Below are 20,069 nucleotides of genomic sequence, written 5' to 3' on the forward strand. Positions count from 1 at the left end.
GCCGTCACATGCACCGCCGTCAAACCATGCACCCCCACCAAACCCGCCAGAACCACCCCGTCCACCCGACCAGGCCCAGCCACCACCACCCGACCACCATGAACCAACGGCACCCACAACTCGAACACCGACGCATCGAACGCGAACGGAGCATGGAACAACACCCGACCCCGCGCCGCCTCACTCCAGCACCCGTCCGACACCAACGCCGCCACCGCCGAATGCGACACCACCACACCCTTCGGCACACCCGTCGAACCCGACGTGAACATCACATACGCCACATCCGAACCACCCACCACAACCGACGGCACCCCATCAGGACCCGCCAACAACTCCCCCACCGAAACCACCGGCACCGAAACCCCCGAAACCTCCCCATCCGCCACCACCACAGCCACATCACCCAACACACCCCCAACCCGCGCCGCCGGCCACGACCCGTCCACCGGCACAAACCCCGCACCCGACTTCGCGATCCCCAACAACACCCCCACCAACTCCACCGACCGCTCCATCACCACACCCACACGATCCCCACGCCCCACACCCCGCGCGATCAGACCACACGCCACACGATCCGACACCCGACCCAACTCCGCATACGACCACTCCACACCACCATCAGCCGCGACCACCGCCACCGCGTCCGGCGAACGAACCACCTGAGCCCCCACCAACTCCACCAACGACGAACCCGGAACCACACCATCCGTGTCATTCCACCGCTCCACCACCAACGACCGCTCAGCCTCACCCAACACATCAATCCGGCCCAGCAGAGCATCCGGATCCGCCGCCATCCGCCCCAACAACAACAGCAACCGATCCAGCACACCCTGCGCCTCATCAGCCCCGAACACATCCGGCCGATAGTTCAACCGCATACCCAGACCACCGATCGACCCCGCCACCAAACCCAGCGGATAGCTGATCGACTCTCGAATGCCGGAGTCCACCACCCTCAGGGCCGAGGGCCCGGAAAGCCGGCCCTGGGCCCCGGAGGGGAAGTTCTCGAAGGCCATGATCGTGTCGAAGGACGCCCCGGCGCCCGCCAGCCGCTGCACCTCGCTCAGGCTCAGGAACTGATGGTCCAGCAACGCCGACTGCTCCGCCTGAAGCCCGGACAACAGCCCCGCCACCGTCTGCCCCGGATCCAGCCGCACCCGCACCGGCACCGTATTGATGAACAGCCCGAGCATCGACTCCATCCCCGGCAACTCCGCCGGACGACCCGCCACACTCGCCCCGAACACCACATCACGACGGCCCGTCAACGTCCCCACCAACAACGCCCACGCCGCCTGCACCACCGTATTCATGGTGACCCCATGCTCCCGGGCCAACTCGGTGAGAGCGTCGTTCAGGGCGGTGTCGACCAAGGCGAATCGTTCATGGGACTCGGCCGGGATCTCGTCCCGATCGGCCGAGGGCGCGATGATCGTGGGCTCGTCCGCGCCCGCCAGCGCCTCCCGCCACGCCTCGCGCGCGGCTTCTTTGTCCTGGCGGGTGAGCCATTCCAGATAGTCGCGGTACGGGGTGACCGCCGGGAGCGCGGTCGTGCTGCCGCCGGCCTCGTACGCCGTCCACAGCTCCTGCGTCAGAATCGGCAGCGACCAGCCGTCCAGCACGATGTGATGCAGCGTGATCATCATCCGGTACTGGTCAGGACCCATCCTGACCAGCAGAATCCGCACCAGCGGCGGCGCGGCCAGATCGAACCGGCGCGAGCGCTCCTCGATTCCCAGCCGCTCCGCCGCAGCCGCACGCTCCCCCTCCGCCAGCCCGGAGAGATCCTCCTCCCGCCACGGCAGCACCACCTCGCGGGCGACCACCTGCACCGGCTCATCCACCCCCGACAACTGCCGGAACCCCGCCCGCAGACTCGCGTGCCGATCCAGCAGCGCCTGCCACGAAGCCCGCAGCACCGCCGGATTCACCGGCCCGTCCAGCCCGAGATCCAACTGCTCGACATAGACATCCGTGCCCTGCTCGTCGAAGAGCGCGTGGAACAGAAGCCCTTCCTGAAGCGGCGAGACGGGCAGGATGTCCACCAGCTGCGGAACCTCTGCCTCCAGCTCCTCGATCCGCGCCTGGTCCAGCGCGACGAGCGGGAAGTCGGACGGCGTATGACCACCGCTCCCCGCCACCGAGGCATGCGTCACCAGACCGGCCAGCATCGCCGCCCAGCCCTCCACCAGCGACCGCACGGACGCCTCGTCGACCAACGCCTCCGGCCACAGCAGGGTCAGCGTCAGCTCGGGCCCCTCCGGCAGATCGTGGACGACACCGAGGGCTTCCAGCGCATGCGCGAGGGGAGCGTCCGCGCTCGCTTCGTTCTCGTCGGCCAACGGCCAGCCGCTCGTCGACCCCCGGTCGGTCGTCGCCTCCGCGGCCGCGAACCGGCCGAGGTAGTTGAAGCCGATCTGCGCGGTCGGCAGCTCGGCCAGTCCGGGCGCCGTCTCCGGGTTGAGATGACGGAGCATGCCGTAGCCCAGACCGTCGCCGGGCACCGCCCGCATCTGCTCCTTGACCCGCTTCAGCACCCGCCCGGCGGCCGGACCACCGGCCCGCACCTCGGACAGATCCGCCGAGCCGACGTCCAGCCGCACCGGATGACTGCTCGTGAACCAGCCCACCGTCCGCGACAGATCATCGCTCTCGGCGAGAGGTGTGCGTCCGTGTCCCTCGACGTCGACCAGGAAGCCGCCCGCCGAAGCCTTGAGACGCCGCCAGTCGGCGACGGCCGCCGCCAGCCCTGTCAGCAGCACCTGGTCCACTCCCGCGTGGAAGGCGGTCGGCACTCGGGTGAGCAGCAGGGCGGTCGTCCCCGTGGGGATCTTCACGGAGATCTGGCGCGGTGCGGTGGATTCCGCAGGAGCGGGGAGGGGCTCGGCCCCGACGATCAGCGGCTCGGAACCCTCCAGGAGATCCGCCCACTTCGGCAGCTCCGCCAGCCGCTCTTCGCTCCCGGCCTGTTCGACCAGCTCACGGGCCCAGTGCCGGAACGACGTCGGTACGGGATCCAGCGCGGCTTCGCGACCGGCGGCCAGGGCCTCGTACGACTGGGCGAGATCGGGCAGCAGCACCCGCCACGAGACGCCGTCGACCACCAGATGATCCACGACCATCAGCAGCCGGCCCGGCGCATCGGGGCCGAGATCGAACCAGACCGCCTGGACCATCGCCCCGGCCCGCGGGTCGATGCGGTCGGCGGCCGCCCGTGTCTCGTCGCGGATGAGTCGCCGCAGATCGCTCGCCGTCGCCCCGACCCGTCGCACCCAGGGGGCGGCGGTCGCCGTGTCGGGGACGACGAGCGCCGGCTCCCGCCCGTCCACGAGCCGGGCCCGGAGCATGTCGTGCCGGTCGGCCAGCGCCTGGACGGCCGCGGTGAGCAGCTCGAAGTCCAGACCCGCCGGGGTCACGGTCAAGGTCGACTGAACAGCTGTGCCCGGCTCGGCCCGCCCGAGGAGTTCGCGCATGACCGGGGTCAGTGGGACGTCGCCCACTCCGATGTCACCGCTTCGACCGGGGCCGTTCGGGACGGCGACGGCGACAGCGGCCAGACTCGCCGGGGTCCTGTGCTCGAAGATCTGACGGGCGGTGATGACGAGCCCGGCCTTGCGGGCGCTCGACACCAGCAGCATCGACATGATCGAGTCGCCGCCCAGCTCGAAGAACGAGCCGTCGGCACTCACCTCCTCCAGCCCCAGCACCTCGGCGAACAGCGCACACAGCGTGGCCTCCACCGGCGTCTCCGCAGCCCGCCCGGCCCTCTCACCGCCGGACTCCGGAGCGGGCAGCGCGGCCTTGTCCAGCTTGCCGTTGACAGTCAGCGGCAGGGCGTCGAGTACGAGGACGGCGGCCGGGACCATGTACTCCGGGAGCCGTTCACCCGCGTACTCGCGCAGTGCCGGTATGTCGACTTCTCGACCGATCGCAGGTACGGCATAGGCAACCAGCTTCTTGTCACCCGGCCGGTCCTCGCGGACGATCACCGCGATCTGTCCCACGCTCTCGTGCGCGGCGAGAACGGACTCGACCTCGCCGGGCTCCACCCGGAAGCCGCGGATCTTCACCTGCTCGTCCGCCCGACCCGCGAACCACAGCTGACCATCAGCCGACCAACGCGCCAGGTCACCAGAGCGGTACATCCGCCCGCCGAACGGACTCGCCACAAACCGCTCAGCCGTCAGATCCGCCCGACCCGCATAGCCACGCGCCAGACCGTCACCGGCCACATACAGCTCACCCGTCACACCCACCGGCACCGGACGCAAAAACCCGTCCAGGACGAACACCTTCGCGTTGCCGATCGGACTGCCGATCGCCGGAGGCTGATCCTGCGCCGACATCCCCGGATCGAGCGGAACAGCCGTGGTGATGACCGTGGCCTCGGTCGGACCGTACGTGTTCCACACCCGGGAACCCGCCAGCCACCGGCTCGCCAGATCGGCGTTCAACCGCTCGGCGCCCAGAACCCAGTTCCGCACCCCCGGCACCGACGACGGATCCAGCACACCGAGAAGGGACGGCACCACGCTCGCGACCTCGACCCCGGACGTGCGGATCATCTCCGCCAGCGCCTCGGGCTCCGTCCGCTCCTCACTCGACGCGACCGCCAGCACTCCGCCCGCGGCGAGCGTCACCACCACATCCAGCACCGCCGCGTCGAAGCTGAACGACGCGAACTGAAGCGCCACCACACCCTCGCCCACACCCAGAGCCGGTCGCATCGCCAGCGCGAGGTTCGCCACGCCGCCGTGCGCGACCGCCACCCCCTTCGGCCGGCCCGTCGAACCCGACGTATAGATGACGTAGGCCAGCTGCTCCGCGCCCACCACGGTGTCGAGCGGCTCGGCGGACTCAGCGACGAGTTCCGCCTCGATCTCGTCCAGCAGTACGGTCCGGGCGGTGGCGGCGACCGTGCCGCCGGCCAGTGTCCGGCCCGTGCCCAGGACGACCGACGCGCCGCTGTCGGCGACCATGTACGCGAGACGGTCCGCCGGGTACTCGGGATCGAGTGGTACGTACGCCCCGCCGGCCTTCCACACCGCCAGCAGCGCCACCACCATGTCCACCCCGCGCGGCAGGCACAGACCCACCACCCGCTCCCGGCCCACGCCGACAGCGGTCAGATAGCGGGCCAGCCGGTTCGCGCGTCCGTCCAGCTCCCCGTACGACAGAACATCCGCGCCGCACCGCACGGCCAGGGTCTCGGGCCCGTGCTCGACCCGGTCCGCGAACAGCTCCAGGAAGGTGCCCGCCGCCACCGGCGAGGCCGTGTCGTTCCACTCCGACACCACCTGAGCGCGCTCGGCCTCGTCCAGCACCGCGATCTCACTCAGCCGGACATCCGGATCCGCGGCGACCTGCTCCAGCACCCGACCCAGACGAACCGCAAGACCCTCCACCGTCGCCGCGTCGAACAGATCCGTCGCGTACAGAATCCCGCCGCCGATACCGGCCGGAGCCCCGTCCGCGTCCCGCTCCTCGACGAGGTCCACCGAGAGATCGAAGCGGGCGGCGTCCGCGGCGAACTCGATCCGGTCGACGGCGAGTCCTGGCAGGTCCCAGCGCGCCCAGGTGCGGGTCTCCAGGGCGAGCATCACCTGGAAGAGGGGGTTCCGGGAGAGTGAGCGGGCCGGGTTCACCGCCTCCACCAGGCGTTCGAAGGGGACGTCCTGGTGGGCGTAGGCGGAGAGATCGGCGTCGCGCACCCGGCCGAGCAGTTCGCTGAAGGGCGGGTCGCCGCCGAGGTCCGAGCGGAGCACCACGGTGTTGACGAAGAGCCCGGCCAGATCGTCCAGCTCCGCGTGTCCGCGGCCCGCCGTCGCGGTGCCGATCGGGATGTCGTCCCCGGCGCCCATCCGGGACAGCAGCACGGCCAGCGCGGCGTGCACGACCATGAACAAGGTCGCCTGTTCGCGTCCGGCGACCTCCGCGAGCCCGGCGTGGATCCGGGCGTTCACGCGCACCGGCTCGGAACGGCCGTGGAAGGAGGACGCCGGAGGGCGCGGCCGGTCGCTCGGCAGCGGGAGTTCCTCCGGCGCCCCTCGCAGCGCTTCCCGCCAGAAGCGCAGCTGTGTGCTGATCGGGCTCTGCGCGTCGTCCGGCTCGCCGAGCAGTTCGCGCTGCCAGAGCGCGTAGTCGGCGTACTGCACCGGCAGCGGTTCCCAGCCCGGGGCCCGCCCTTCGCGCCGAGCCGCGTACGCCACGCCGAGATCACGGGCCAGTACGCCCATCGACCAGCCGTCCACCGCGATGTGGTGCGCGACGATCAGCAGCGCGTTCTCCGAGGGGGCGGTCCTCAGCAGCCGCACCCGCCAGGGCAGATCGGCGCTGACGTCGAAGCCCTGGGCCGAGTGGGCGGCGAGCGTCTCCTCCACACCGGCCCCGGCGGACTCCACGACCTCCAGCCGCGGCCGGCCGGCCGCACCGCGCAGAATCTCCTGCCGGGGGAGGCCGTCGGTCTCCGGGAAGACGGTCCGCAGGCTCTCGTGCCGGTCGGCCACATCGCCGAGCGCCGCCTCCAGCGCGGCGATGTCCAGCTCGCCCGACATCCGCAGCGCGAGCGGCAGGTTGTAGGTCGCGTCGGCTCCGGAGTCGGTCTCCTCCAGCCGGTTCAGGAACCACATCCGCTGCTGGGCGTACGACAGCGGCAGCACCTCCGGCCGCTCCCGGGGCGTGGGGGCGGTACGGGTTTCGCCGTCGGCGCCGGATGGGCCGTCCGCGCCGTGGATCAGTTCGGCGAGGGCGGCCACAGTGGCGGCGGAGAACAGTTCCCGGATGCTGATGTCCGTGTCGAGCACGGCGCGGACGCGCGCGATGAGGCGCATGGCGAGGAGGGAGTCGCCGCCGAGGTCGAAGAAGGAGGTCTCGGCGCCCACCCGGTCCAGGCCGAGCACCTCGGCGAAGAGACCGCAGAGCACCTCCTCCGCCGGGGTCGCGGGGCCCCGGCCGCCGGCCGTCCCGTCGAACTCGGGCGCGGGCAGCGCGGCCCGGTCCAGCTTTCCGTTGACGGTGATGGGGAGGGCGTCGAGGACGACGACGGCGGCCGGGACCAGGAACTCGGGCAGCCGGTCGGCGGCGAACGCCCGCAGTTCCCCGCTCAGATCGGCGGTGGCGGCGGTCGTGGGGACGACATAGCCGACCAGGCGCTTCTCTCCCGGGCGGTCCTCGCGGACGATCACCGCGGCCTGGCCGACCCGGTCGTGGGCGGCGAGCACGGCCTCGGTCTCGCCGGGCTCCACCCGGAAGCCGCGGATCTTGGCCTGGGAGTCCGCGCGGCCCGCGAACATCAGCTGACCGTCGTCGGTCCAGCGGGCCAGATCGCCCGTACGGTACATCCGGCCGCCGAAGGGGCAGGCGACGAACCGCTCGGACGTCAGTCCCGGCCGGCCGGCGTAGCCCCGGGCGAGACCGGCTCCGGCGATGTACAGCTCGCCGTCGACGCCGACCGGGACCGGCTGGAGGAACTCGTCGAGCACATACATGCGGGTGTTGTCCCGCAGCCGCCCGATCGGGACGACCGCCGGGGAGGGGTCGCCGGGGGCCACGGTGTAGGTGGTGGCGATGACCGTGGTCTCGGTCGGCCCGTACACATTCACGAACGCCAGGCCGGGCGAGGCCGCCTGGGCCTTCGCGATCGCTCCGGCGGGTATCACGTCGCCGCCGATCAGCACCTCGGAGAGCCCGGTCAGCGCCTCCGGGGAGTCGTCGGCGGTGACGCCGAAGAGTCCGGCGGACATATAGACGGCGGTGAGGCCGTGTGCGCCGACGAGCCCGGCGAGCGTCGCCGCGTCCACCCGTCCCGGCGGGGCGATCACGATCCGGCCGCCGCTGACGAGCGGCACCCAGAGTTCGTAGGTCGAGGCGTCGAAGGTGTGCGGCGAGTGGACGAGCACCCGGTCCCGCGCCGCCTCGCTCCAGCAGGAGTCCGACACCAGGGCCGCCACCGCCGAGTGCGGGATCGCGGCTCCCTTCGGCACGCCCGTTGAGCCGGACGTGTACATCACATACGCCACATCGTCGCCGCCCACGGTGACGCCGGACGCTCCGTCGGGGCCGCTCAGCAGCTCCTCCGCCGAAACCGTCCGCTCGCCCGGCGCGTCCTCGGTCACGGTCAGCGCGACATGTTCGAGGACGATCCGGGTGCGCGCCCCGGGCCACGACGGATCCACCGGTACGAAGCCGGCTCCGGCCTTGGCGACGCCCAGCAGCACCGCCACCAGGTCGGCGGAGCGCTCCATGACGACGCCGACGAGATCGCCGCGGCGTACGCCCCTGGCGCCCAGTCCGCGGGCGACGCGGTCCGCGATCCGGTCGAGTTCCGCGTACGACCAGGTGGGGTCGGGGCCGGTCCCGACGACCGCGACGGCGTCGGGCGTACGGCGTGCCTGGGCCTCGAACAGCGCGACCAGGGTGGGCGCAGGGACCGGGCGGTCGGTGGCGTTCCACCGGTCGACCACGAGGGCGCGTTCGGCCGTCTCCAGCACCTCGATCCGGCTGAGCGGGGCGTCCGGGGCAGCGGCCATCTGTTCCAGCACCGACACGACGCGCCGGGCGAGGGAGTGGGCGGTCGGCCCGTCGAAGGCGCTGAGCAGATGCTCCAGCCGGAAGGTGATCTCGTCGTCGGCCGGGTTCACGATCATGATCAGGGGGAAGTTGGTCGACTCACGGGCGGTGGAGTCGGTGAGGGTCAGCCCTTCCGTGGGGGGCTGGGCGTCCGGGTCGCCCGGGTAGTTCTCGAAGGCCATGAGGGTGTCGAAGGCCGCGCCGGGTCCGGCGAGCCGCTGGATCTCGGTGAGGCCCAGGTACTGGTGGTCGAGCAGGGCGGACTGTTCGGCCTGAAGCTCGGCGAGCAGCCCGGCGACCGTCTGCGCCGGGTCGAGCCGTACGCGTACCGGCACGGTGTTGATGAAGAGTCCGAGCATCGACTCCATGCCCGGCAGTTCGGCGGGCCGGCCCGCGACCGTCGCTCCGAACACCACGTCGGCGCGGCCCGCGAGCTGGCCGACGACGCGGGCCCAGGCGGTCTGGACGACCGTGTTGAGGGTGAGCCCCCGGGTGCGGGCCAGGTCGCGCAGCGCGTGGGTGAGTTCCGCGCCGGCCCGGGCGGAGACCCGGCCGAAGGGGGCCGACGCGACGACGGCCGTCTCGGCCGGGGCGACCCGGGTCGGTTCGTCCGCGCCGATGAGGGTCTGTCGCCAGGCCTCCCGCGCCTCTTCCCTGTCCTGGCGGGCCAGCCAGCGCAGATAGCCCCGGTACGGGGTCGCCGGGGGCAGCTCGCGGGTGGTGCCCCCGGCTTCGTACGCCGCCCACAGGTCCGACATCAGGATCGGCAGGGACCAGCCGTCGAGGACGATGTGGTGCAGTGTGATCAGCAGTCGGTGGCGGTCGGGGCCCGTCTTCACCAGGAGGATCCGCAGCAGCGGCGGCCTCGCCAGATCGAATCGGCGGGACCGCTCCTCGATCCCGAGGCGTTCGGCCCCGGCGGCCGCCCCGGCCTCGTCCAGCGCCGAGAGATCCTCCTCGCGCCATGGCAGGGTCACCTCGCGGGCGATCACCTGGACCGGCCGGTCCACGCCCGGCAGCTGCCGGAAGCCGGCCCGCAGACTGTCGTGGCGCGCCACCACGGCCTCCCAGGACGCGCGCAGGGTCGCGCTGTCCAAGGGTCCTTCGAGTCCGAGGTCGAACTGCTCGACATAGATGTCGGTCTCGCGCTCGTCGAAGGTCGCGTGGAAGAGGAATCCCTCCTGGAGGGGGGTGACGGGCAGGATGTCGGTCAGCTCGGGGACCTCGGTCTCCAGCTCCTCGATCTGTTCCTGGCCGAGCGCGACCAGCGGGAAGTCCGAGGGGGTGCGGCCGCCCGCGCCGGTTTCGGAGGCGTGGGCGGCGAGTCCGGTCAGCATCGCCGCCCAGCCCTCGACCAGGGCGCGCGCGGACGTCTCGTCCAGGAGCCGTTCGGGACGGACGAGGGTCAGCGTGAGCCGGGGCCCGTCGGCGGACTCATGGATCTCTCCCTCGGCTTCGAGGGCGTGCGACACGGGGAACGCGCCGCCGACGCCGCCGACCGGGCCGCCTTCGGCCGCCGGGGACCAGGCTGTCGCCCCGGTCTCCACCGGGGGCGCGGAGAACCGGCCGAGGTAGTTGAAGCCGATCTGGGCGGTGGGCAGTTCGGCGAGTCCGGGCGCGGTCCCCGGGTTGAGACGGCGCAGGATGCCATGGCCCAGACCGTCGCCGGGCACCGCCCTGACCTGCTCCTTGATCCGCTTGACCGCCCGGCCCGCCGCCGGACCGCCGGACCGCACCCCGGACGGATCGATCGGGCCCAGGCCGAGCCGGACGGGGTGGATCCCGGTGAACCAGCCGACCGTACGGGACAGATCCACGCCGTCGGTCAGCGGAACCCGGCCGTGGCCCTCCACATCCACCAGGAACCCGTCCCCGGCGGCGGAGCGCTCGCCCCGCCACTCGGTGACCGCCGCCGCGAGCCCGGTCAGCAGCACCTGCTCGGCTCCCGTGTGGAAGGCCGCGGGTACGGCGGTGAGCAGCGCGGACGTCACCTCGGCGGACAGGTTCACCGAGACGCGCCGGACGGTGGCGTCCAGATCCCTGCTCGGGTCCAGCGGCTCGGCGGTCAGCAGCGGGTCGGCGCCCCGGAGGAGTTCCGTCCACCGCGGGAGTTCCGCCAGCCGTTCGGCGCTGTCGGCCTGGGCGGCGAGCGCGCGTGCCCAGTGCCGGAAGGAGGTGGGCACGGTCTGCGGCTCGGGGGCGCGGCCTTCGGAGAGCGCGGTGCAGACGGCCGCGAGGTCGGGGAGGAGGACGCGGAGGGAGACCGCGTCGACGGCGAGGTGGTTGACGGCGATCAGGAGCCGGCCGGGGGTGTCGGGGCCGAGGTCGAACCAGACGACCTGGACCATCGTCCCGGCGAGCGGGTCCAGCCGGCCGACGGCCGCCCGGGTCTCCTCCGCCACGATCCGCCGCAGCTCCCCGCCGCGCGCGTCCACCCGGCGGACCACGGAGTCCGGCGCGACCGTGCCCGGCTCGGGGACCACCAGCTCCTGACGGGGCTCGACCGTGAACCGAGCCCGCAGCACGTCATGGTGATCGAGCAGCACCCCGACCGCCCGGGTGAGGATCGCCGGATCCAGCCCGGCGGGGGCCACCACCAGCGCCGACTGATGGATCTGGCCCACGGTGTCGGCGCCGACCCGGTCGATCAGTTCGCGCATGACCGGGGTGAGCGGCACCTGTCCGACGCCGGATTCTCCGCCGGCTCCCGCTCCGGGGTCGTCGGCGGTGGCCACGGTGGCGAGGCTCGCCGGGGTCCGGTGCTCGAACACTTCACGGGCGGAGACGGCGAGGCCCGCGCGGCGCGCGCCGGAGACCAGGAGCATGGAGAGGATGGAGTCGCCGCCGAGTTCGAAGAAGGAGTCTTCGACGCTCACCTGATCCACTCCGAGGACTTCGGCGAAGAGTGCGCAGAGGGTCTCCTCGACCGGGGTCCGGGGCGCACGGCTCACACCCGTGCTTCGGCCGGGGGCGGGCAGGGCCGCCTTGTCCAGCTTGCTGTTCACCGTCAACGGCAACGCGTCCAGCACCACGAACGCCGACGGAACCATGTACTCCGGCAACCGCCCACCCGCGAACCCCCGCAACCCCTCCACATCCACAACCCCACCGGCCGCCGGCACCACATACGCCACTAACCGCCGCTCCCCCGGCCGATCCTCACGCACCACCACCGCGACCTGACCCACACCCCCGCCAAGCCCCAGAACCGCCTCCACCTCACCCGGCTCCACCCGGAACCCACGAACCTTCACCTGCTCATCCGCACGCCCCACGAACAACAACCCGCCATCACCCGACCACTCCACCAAGTCACCCGACCGATACATCCGCACACCCGGCACGAACGGACTCGCCACAAACCGCTCAGCCGTCAAATCCGCCCGACCCACATACCCCCGCGCCACACCCACACCCGCGATATACAACTCACCCACCACACCCACCGGCACCGGACGCAAAAACCCGTCCAACACCCACACCCGCATCCCACCGATCGCACCACCGATCGACGGAGCCGCATCCCCCGCACCAATCCCCCCGTCCACCCGCCCCACCGTCGCGATCACCGTCGCCTCGGTCGGACCGTACGCATTCCACACCCCCGCACCCCCCACCCACCGACTCGCCAACCCCGCACCCACCCGCTCCGAACCCACCACCCAATTCCGCACCCCGGAAACCAACCCCGGATCCAACACACCCAGCAACGACGGCACCACACTCGCCACCTCAACCCCCGACGCACGGATCATCCCCGCCAACGCCTCGGGCTCCGTACGCTCCCCACTCGACGCGATCGCCAACGTCCCACCCGCCGCCAACGTCACCACCACATCCAGCACCGCCGCGTCAAAACTGAACGACGCGAACTGAAGCGCCACCACCCCCTCACCCACACCCAACGCAGGACGCATCGCCAACGCCAGATTCGCCACCCCACCGTGCGCGACCGCCACACCCTTCGGCCGACCCGTCGAACCCGACGTATAGATGACATACGCCAGCTGGTGCGCGGACACCGTCGTGCCGAGGGGTTCGGCGGAAGCGTCCTCGATGTCCTCCAGCCGCAGGACGGGCGCGTCAAAACCGGAGGGCTCGGTCTCGGCCGTGGCGAGCACCAGCACCGCGCCGCTGTCGGCGACCATGTACGCCAGCCGCTCCGCCGGGTGCGCGGGATCCAGCGGCACATACGCACCACCCGCCTTCCACACCGCCAGCAGCGCCACCACCATCTCCACCCCACGCGGCAGGCACAGACCCACCACACACTCCCGACCCACACCGGCGCCGACCAGCACCCGCGCCAAACGGTTCGACCGCTCGTCCAGCTCCCCGTACGACAGAACATCCGCACCACAGCGGACGGCCGGGATCTCGGGCCCGCGCTCGATCCGGTCCGCGAAGAGGTCCAGGAAGGTGCCCGCGTCGACCGGGGCGGCGGTGTCGTTCCACTCGGACACGACGCGCGATCGCTCGGCGTCGCTCAGCACGGCGATCCGGCCGAGGCGTACGGCCGGGTCGGCGGCGAACTGGGCGAGGACCCGTACCAGGCGGTCGAGCAGCGCGGACGCGGCCTCCGTGTCGAAGGCGGCGAGCTGGTGGTCGAGCCGGAGGCGGAATTCGCCGACCGGGCTGACATCGAGCGCCAGGGGGTAGGTGGTCGACTCACGGACCTCGGTTCCGGTGAGCGTCAGCGGCGCGGGGGGCGTGTTCTCGGACGCGCGGTAGTTCTCGAAGGCCATGAGGGTGTCGAAGGCCGCGCCGGCGCCCGCGAGCCGCTGGATCTCGGTGAGCCCGAGATGCTGGTGGTCGAGCAGGGCGGACTGTTCGGCCTGAAGCTCGGCGAGCAGCCCGGCGACCGTCTGCGCCGGGTCGAGCCGTACGCGTACCGGCACGGTGTTGATGAAGAGTCCGAGCATCGACTCCATGCCCGGCAGCTCCGCCGGCCGGCCCGCGACCGTCGCTCCGAACACCACGTCGGCCCGGCCCGCGAGCTGGCCGACGACCAGGGCCCACGCTGCCTGCACCACGGTGTTCAGCGTCACCCCGCGCGTACGGGCCACATCGCGTACGGCGGTGGCCAGTTCCGCGCTCGGTTCGATGATCACGGTGCCGGTGAGGGCGGACTCGGCGGTCTGCTCGGGGGATGCGACGAGTGTGGGTTCGTCCAGCCCGGCGAGCGCCTTCCGCCAGGCGGTCCGCGCGGCCTCCTTGTCCTGGCGGGCCAGCCAGGCGAGGTGTTCCCGGTACGGCGTCACGGCGGGCAGCGCGTCGACGCGGCCTCCGGCCTCGTACGCGGACCACAGTTCGCGCACCAGGATCGGCAGGGACCAGCCGTCGAGGACGACATGGTGCAGGGTGACCGCCAGCCGGTACCGGTCCTCGCCCAGTCCGAGCAGGAGGATCCGGACGAGCGGCGGCTCGGCGAGGTCGAACCGGCGGTGCCGCTCCGTGTTCTCCAGGAATTCCGCTTCGCTCCGCGCGGTGTCCGGGTCGAGGTCCGAGAGGTCCTCCTCGCGCCAGGGGAGGGCGACGCTCTCCGAGATCACCTGTACGGGCCGGTCGGCTCCGGCGGGGTAGCGGAAGCCGGCCCGCAGGCTCGCGTGCCGGTCGAGAAGCGCTGCCCAGGACGCGCGGAGCACGGCCGGGTCGAGCGGGCCCTCCAGGGTGAGGACCAGCTGCTCGACATAGACGTCACGGCCCGCGTCGTCGAAGAGGGCGTGGAAGAGCAGACCTTCCTGGAGGGGGGTGACGGGCAGGATGTCGGTCAGCTCGGGGGCCTCGGTCTCCAGCTCCTCGATCTGCTGCTGGTCGAGCGCGACCAGCGGGAAGTCCGAGGGGGTGCGGCCGCCCGCGCCGGTTTCGGAGGCGTGGGCGGCGAGTCCGGTCAGCATCGCCGCCCAGCCCTCGACCAGGGCCCGCGCGGACGCCTCGTCCAGCAGACGGGCGGGCCAGGCCACGCTGAGCAGGAGTTCCGGGCCGTTCTCGCGATCGTGTACGACGCCCTCGGCCTCGATCGGGTGCATGACCGAAGCCCCGGGGTCGCTGCCTTCGCCGAGCGCGGACTCCCCCGCCAGCTGCCAGGGCTCGTCCCGTCCGGAGAACCGGCCGAGGTAGTTGAAGCCGATCTGGGCGGTGGGCAGTTCGGCGAGTCCGGGCGCGACCTCCGGGTTGAGACGGCGCAGGATGCCATGGCCCAGACCGTCGCCGGGCACCGCCCTGACCTGCTCCTTGATCCGCTTGACCGCCCGGCCCGCCGCCGGACCGCCGGACCGCACCTCGGACGGGTCCACCGGGCCGATGTCGAGCCGGACGGGGTGGATCCCGGTGAACCAGCCGACCGTACGGGACAGATCCACGCCGTCGGTCAGCGGAACCCGGCCGTGGCTCTCCACGTCCACCAGGAATCCGCCGTCGCCGGACGGCCGCTCGCGCCAGGCGTCCACGGCCGATGCGAGCCCGGTCAGCAGCACATCGTCGATTCCGGCGTGGAAGGCCGCGGGTACGGCGGTGAGCAGCGCGGACGTCACCTCGGACGGTACCCGGACGGATATCCGCCGGACGGTGGCGGAGTGGTCCTGGCCGGGGTCGAGGGGCTCGGCGGTCAGCAGCGGGTCGGCGCCCCGGAGGAGTTCCGTCCACCGCGGGAGTTCCGCGAGCCGTTCGGCGCTGTCGGCCTGGGCGGTCAGCTCGCCGGCCCAGTGGCGGAACGAGGTCGGCACCGGCGCGAGGGCGGCGGGGCGTCCGGCGGTCAGTTCGGTCCAGGCCTGGGCGAGGTCCGCGAGGAGGATCCGCCATGAGACGCCGTCGACGGCGAGGTGGTTGACGGCGATCAGGAGCCGGCCGGGGGTGTCGGGGCCGAGGTCGAACCAGACGACCTGGACCATCGTCCCGGCGAGCGGGTCCAGCCGGCCGACGGCCGCCCGGGTCTCCTCCGCCACGATCCGCCGCAGCTCCCCGCCGCGCGCGTCCACCCGGCGGACCACGGAGTCCGGCGCGACCGTGCCCGGCTCGGGAACCACCAGCTCCAGACGGGGCTCGACCGTGAACCGCGCCCGCAGCACGTCATGGTGATCGAGCAGCACCCCGACCGCCCGGGTGAGGATCGCCGGATCCAGCCCGGCGGGGGCCACCACCAGCGCCGACTGGTAGACGTCGGAGAGACCGTCGGGCCGGGAGCGGCCGAGGAGTTCGCGCATCACGGGGGTGAGGGCCAGGGCGCCGGTGCCGTTGGCGGTCTCTCCGGGGAGGGCCGCGGCGGCGAGCGGGGCGGCGACGGCGGCGAGCCCGGCGACGGTGCGGTGTTCGAAGACCGCCTGGGTGCTGATCACCAGGCCGGCGCGGCGGGCGCCGGAGACGACCATCATGGAGAGGATGGAGTCGCCGCCGAGTTCGAAGAACGATTCGTCGGCTCCGACCCGCTCCAGGCCCAGCACTTCGGCGAAGAGTGCGCAGAGGGTCCCCTCGACCGGGGTCCGGGGCGCACGGCTCACACCCGTGCTTCGGCCGGGGGCGGGCAGGGCCGCCTTGTCCAGCTTGCTGTTCACCGTCAACGGCAACGCGTCCAGCACCACGAACGCCGACGGAACCATGTACTCCGGCAACCGCCCACCCGCGAACCCCCGCAACCCCTCCACATCCACAACCCCACCGGCCGCCGGCACCACATACGCCACCAACCGCCGCTCCCCCGGCCGATCCTCACGCACCACCACCGCGACCTGACCCACACCCCCACCGAGCCCCAGAACCGCCTCCACCTCACCCGGCTCCACCCGGAACCCACGAACCTTCACCTGCTCATCCGCACGCCCCACGAACAACAACCCGCCATCCCCCGACCACTCCACCAAGTCACCCGACCGATACATCCGCACACCCGGCACGAACGGACTCGCCACAAACCGCTCGGCCGTCAAATCCGCCCGACCCACATACCCCCGCGCCACACCCACACCCGCGATATACAACTCACCCACCACACCCACCGGCACCGGACGCAAAAACCCGTCCAACACCCACACCCGCATCCCACCGATCGCACCACCGATCGACGGAGCCGCATCCCCCGCACCAATCCCCCCGTCCACCCGCCCCACCGTCGCGATCACCGTCGCCTCGGTCGGACCGTACGCATTCCACACCCCCGCACCCCCCACCCACCGACTCGCCAACCCCGCACCCACCCGCTCCGAACCCACCACCCAATTCCGCACCCCCGGCACCGCGCCCGGATCCAACACACCGAGAAGCGAGGGAACGACACTCGCCACCTCAACCCCCGACGCACGGATCATCCCCGCCAACGCCTCAGGCTCCGTACGCTCCCCACTCGACGCGATCGCCAACGTCCCACCCGCCGCCAACGTCACCACCACATCCAGCACCGCCGCGTCAAAACTGAACGACGCGAACTGAAGCGCCACCACCCCCTCACCCACACCCAACGCAGGACGCATCGCCAACGCCAGATTCGCCACCCCACCGTGCGCGACCGCCACACCCTTCGGCCGACCCGTCGAACCCGACGTATAGATGACATACGCCAGTTGCTCCTGGCTCGTCACCGTGCCGAGCGGCTCCGCGGAGTGCTCGCCCATCAGATCTTCGATCCGGTCGAGCAGCAGAACGGGCGTGTCACCGTCGGGGAGCCGAACGCCTTCGGCGCCCAGCACCAGCACCGCGCCGCTGTCGGCGACCATGTACGCCAGCCGCTCCGCCGGGTGGGCGGGATCCAGCGGCACATACGCACCGCCCGCCTTCCACACCGCCAGCAGCGCCACCACCATCTCCACCCCACGCGGCAGGCACAGACCCACCACCCGCTCCCGACCCACACCGGCGCCGACCAGCACCCGCGCCAAACGGTTCGACCGCTCGTCCAGCTCCGCGTACGACAGAACATCCGCACCGCACCGCAGAGCCGTGACCCCGGGCACACGTCCGACCCGCGCCGCAAAGAGATCGAGGAACGTGTCCGGGTGGGCGACGGAGCGAGGTGAGCGGTGAGAATCAGGCATTCCTACGGTCCCCAACTGACTCGATGGTGGATGTCCCTCTGTGCTGCGGGCGGGTGGCCCGCCCGTGGTGCGTCTGCCTCACACGGCGGTCGGGCGGGAGCCGTCCGGCCCGGGACGGCGCACGGCCCGGAAGTCCGGACGGCTCGGAGCGACGGGCGGCCGGGCAGGTCGCACGGCCCGGTCGAGGGCCGGCCGGGGTGCTCCGGCCGGCCCGTCGGGCCCGTTGTCCGTGTTCGTGTCCGTGTCTGTGTCCGTCGGGACGGCTGTCCGACCGGCCCGTTGTCCGACGGGCTCGCCTACCGACCGGTCCGTTGTCCCAGCAGGCCCCGCTGTCCGGCCGGCCCGGTCCCGTGTCCCGCCCGGAGGCGGTCGGTCCGGTCCGTGCCGGTCAGCCGTGGCGCGGGGGCGGTCCGCCGTGCATCGGGCCGTGGCCGCCCGGCATGGGGCCGCCGGGAGGAGGCCCGCCCGGGAAGAAACCGGGCCCGGGTCCGCCCGGATGGGCTCCGGGCCCCGGCATTCCGGGGTACGGGCCCGGGGGCGGTCCGCCGGGGAAGGCTCCGTGCGGTCCGACGGGCTCCGGGATCCGCTGCGGCGCGGGGCCGTCGCCGTTGGCCGACGAGGCGCCCTGCCCGGCGAACTGGGTCCGGTGGAGTTCCGCGTACAGCCCGTCCCGTTCGAGCAGCTCCTCGTGGGTGCCGCGCTCCTGGACCCGGCCCTGGTCGATGACGAGTATCTGGTCGGCCTCCCGGATCGTGGAGAGCCGGTGCGCGATCACCAGCGAGGTGCGGCCGGCCAGCGCGGTCTTGAGGGCGCGCTGGAGCGCGGCCTCGGACTCCGAGTCGAGGTGCGCGGTGGCCTCGTCCAGGACCACGATCGGCGGAGCCTTCAGCAGCAGCCTCGCCATGGCGATGCGCTGCTTCTCGCCGCCGGAGAGCCGGTAGCCGCGGTCGCCGACGACGGTGTCGAGTCCGTCGGGCAGCGATTCGATCAGATGCCAGATCTGCGCGGCCTTGCAGGCGGCGACGAGATCCTCCTCCGTCGCCTCCGGCTTCGCGTAGACGAGATTCCCGCGGATCGTGGTGTGGAAGAGGTGCGCGTCCTGGGTGACCATGCCGATGGAGGTGCGCAGCGATTCCAGGGTGAGGTCGCGTACGTCGTGGCCGCCGATGCTGACGGTCCCCTCGACCGCGTCGTAGAGCCGGGGCACCAGCTGGGTGATGGTGGTCTTGCCCGCGCCGGAGGGGCCGACGAGGGCGGTGAGCTTCCCGGCCGGGACGGTGAAGCTGAGATCGCGCAGGGTCCACTCGGTTCCGGTGCGTTCCTGCGTGGGCAGGGCGATGGATTCGAGGGAGGCGAGGGAGACGTCGGCGGCCTTCGGGTAGCGGAACGATACTGCGCTGAATTCGACGTCGGGCGCCGTTCCGTTTCCGGCGCCGGGGGCCGGCAGGGGCACCGCGCCGGGCTTCTCCGCGATGAGCGGCTTGAGGTCGAGCACCTCGAACAGCCGGTCGAAGCTGACCAGGGCGGACATGACGTCGGCCTGGGCGCTGGAGAGCTGGTTGACGGGTGTGAGCAGCCGGGTCATCAAGGTGGCCAGGGCGACGAGAGTGCCGATCTGGAAGGCGTCGCGGATGACGAGCGCGCCCCCCAGTCCGTACACGGTCGCCAGGGCCAGGGAGCCGAGGAGCAGCATGGAGATGGGGAGCATCTTCATGTAGACCGCGGTCTGGACGCCGAGGTCGCGGCCGCGGCCGGCCATCTTGGCGAAGAGGCCGGTCTCCTTGTCCGGTCGGCCGTAGAGCTTGGCCAGGAGGGCTCCGGTGACGTTGAAGCGCTCGTTCATCAGGGAGCCGATCTCCGCGTTGACTCCCATGTGCTGTCGCATCACGCGCTGGAGGCGGCGGCCGACGACCCTGCCGGGCAGGACGAAGAGCGGCAGCAGCACCAGGGAGACCAGGGTGACGGTCCAGGACAGATAGAACATGGCGACCAGGACGAAGATCACGGTCAGTCCGGCGGAGACGACGGTGGAGAGCAGGGCGGTGATCGCCTGCTGTGCTCCGATGACATCGTTGTTGAGCCGGCTGACCAGCGCGCCGGTCTGGGCGCGGGTGAAGAACGCCAGCGGCTGGCGCTGGACGTGGTCGAAGACCTTGGTGCGCAGATCGTAGATGAGCCCTTCGCCGACGCGTCCGGAGAGCCATGCCTCGGCGAAGCCGACGAATGAGTGTGCGAGCGCCAGTCCGGCGACGGCCACGGAGATCCAGACGACGACTTCGGTATTGCGTACGGCGATACCGTTGTCAATGAGGTACTTGAACAGCACCGGTGTCGCGACGGTGATGGTCGCGTTGAGTGCGGCGATGCCCAGGAGCAGGATGATGCTGAGCCGGTAGGGCCGGGCGTACGGAAGAATTCGCTTGGTCGTGCCGGGGGTGACCTGTCGTTTGGACATGGGTCCGTCCGGCC

The 20,069-nt window shown here is 71.8% G+C and carries 2 protein-coding genes; both read right to left on the bottom strand.

Going from position 1 to position 20,069, the window contains the following annotated elements:
- A partial coding sequence (locus ACF089_RS34795) for an amino acid adenylation domain-containing protein (protein WP_392035872.1) occupies positions 1 to 17,600 on the bottom strand: 17,600 nt, incomplete at its 3' end.
- A gap of 388 nt (positions 17,601 to 17,988) precedes the next feature.
- Entirely contained in the window at positions 17,989 to 20,055 is a 2,067-nt protein-coding gene (locus ACF089_RS34800) for an ABC transporter ATP-binding protein (protein ID WP_392035875.1), read from the bottom strand.
- Positions 20,056 to 20,069 lie beyond the last annotated feature (14 nt).

It is taken from the genome of Streptomyces sp. NPDC014894 (genome assembly GCF_043080985.1).
Lineage (GTDB): Bacteria > Actinomycetota > Actinomycetes > Streptomycetales > Streptomycetaceae > Streptomyces.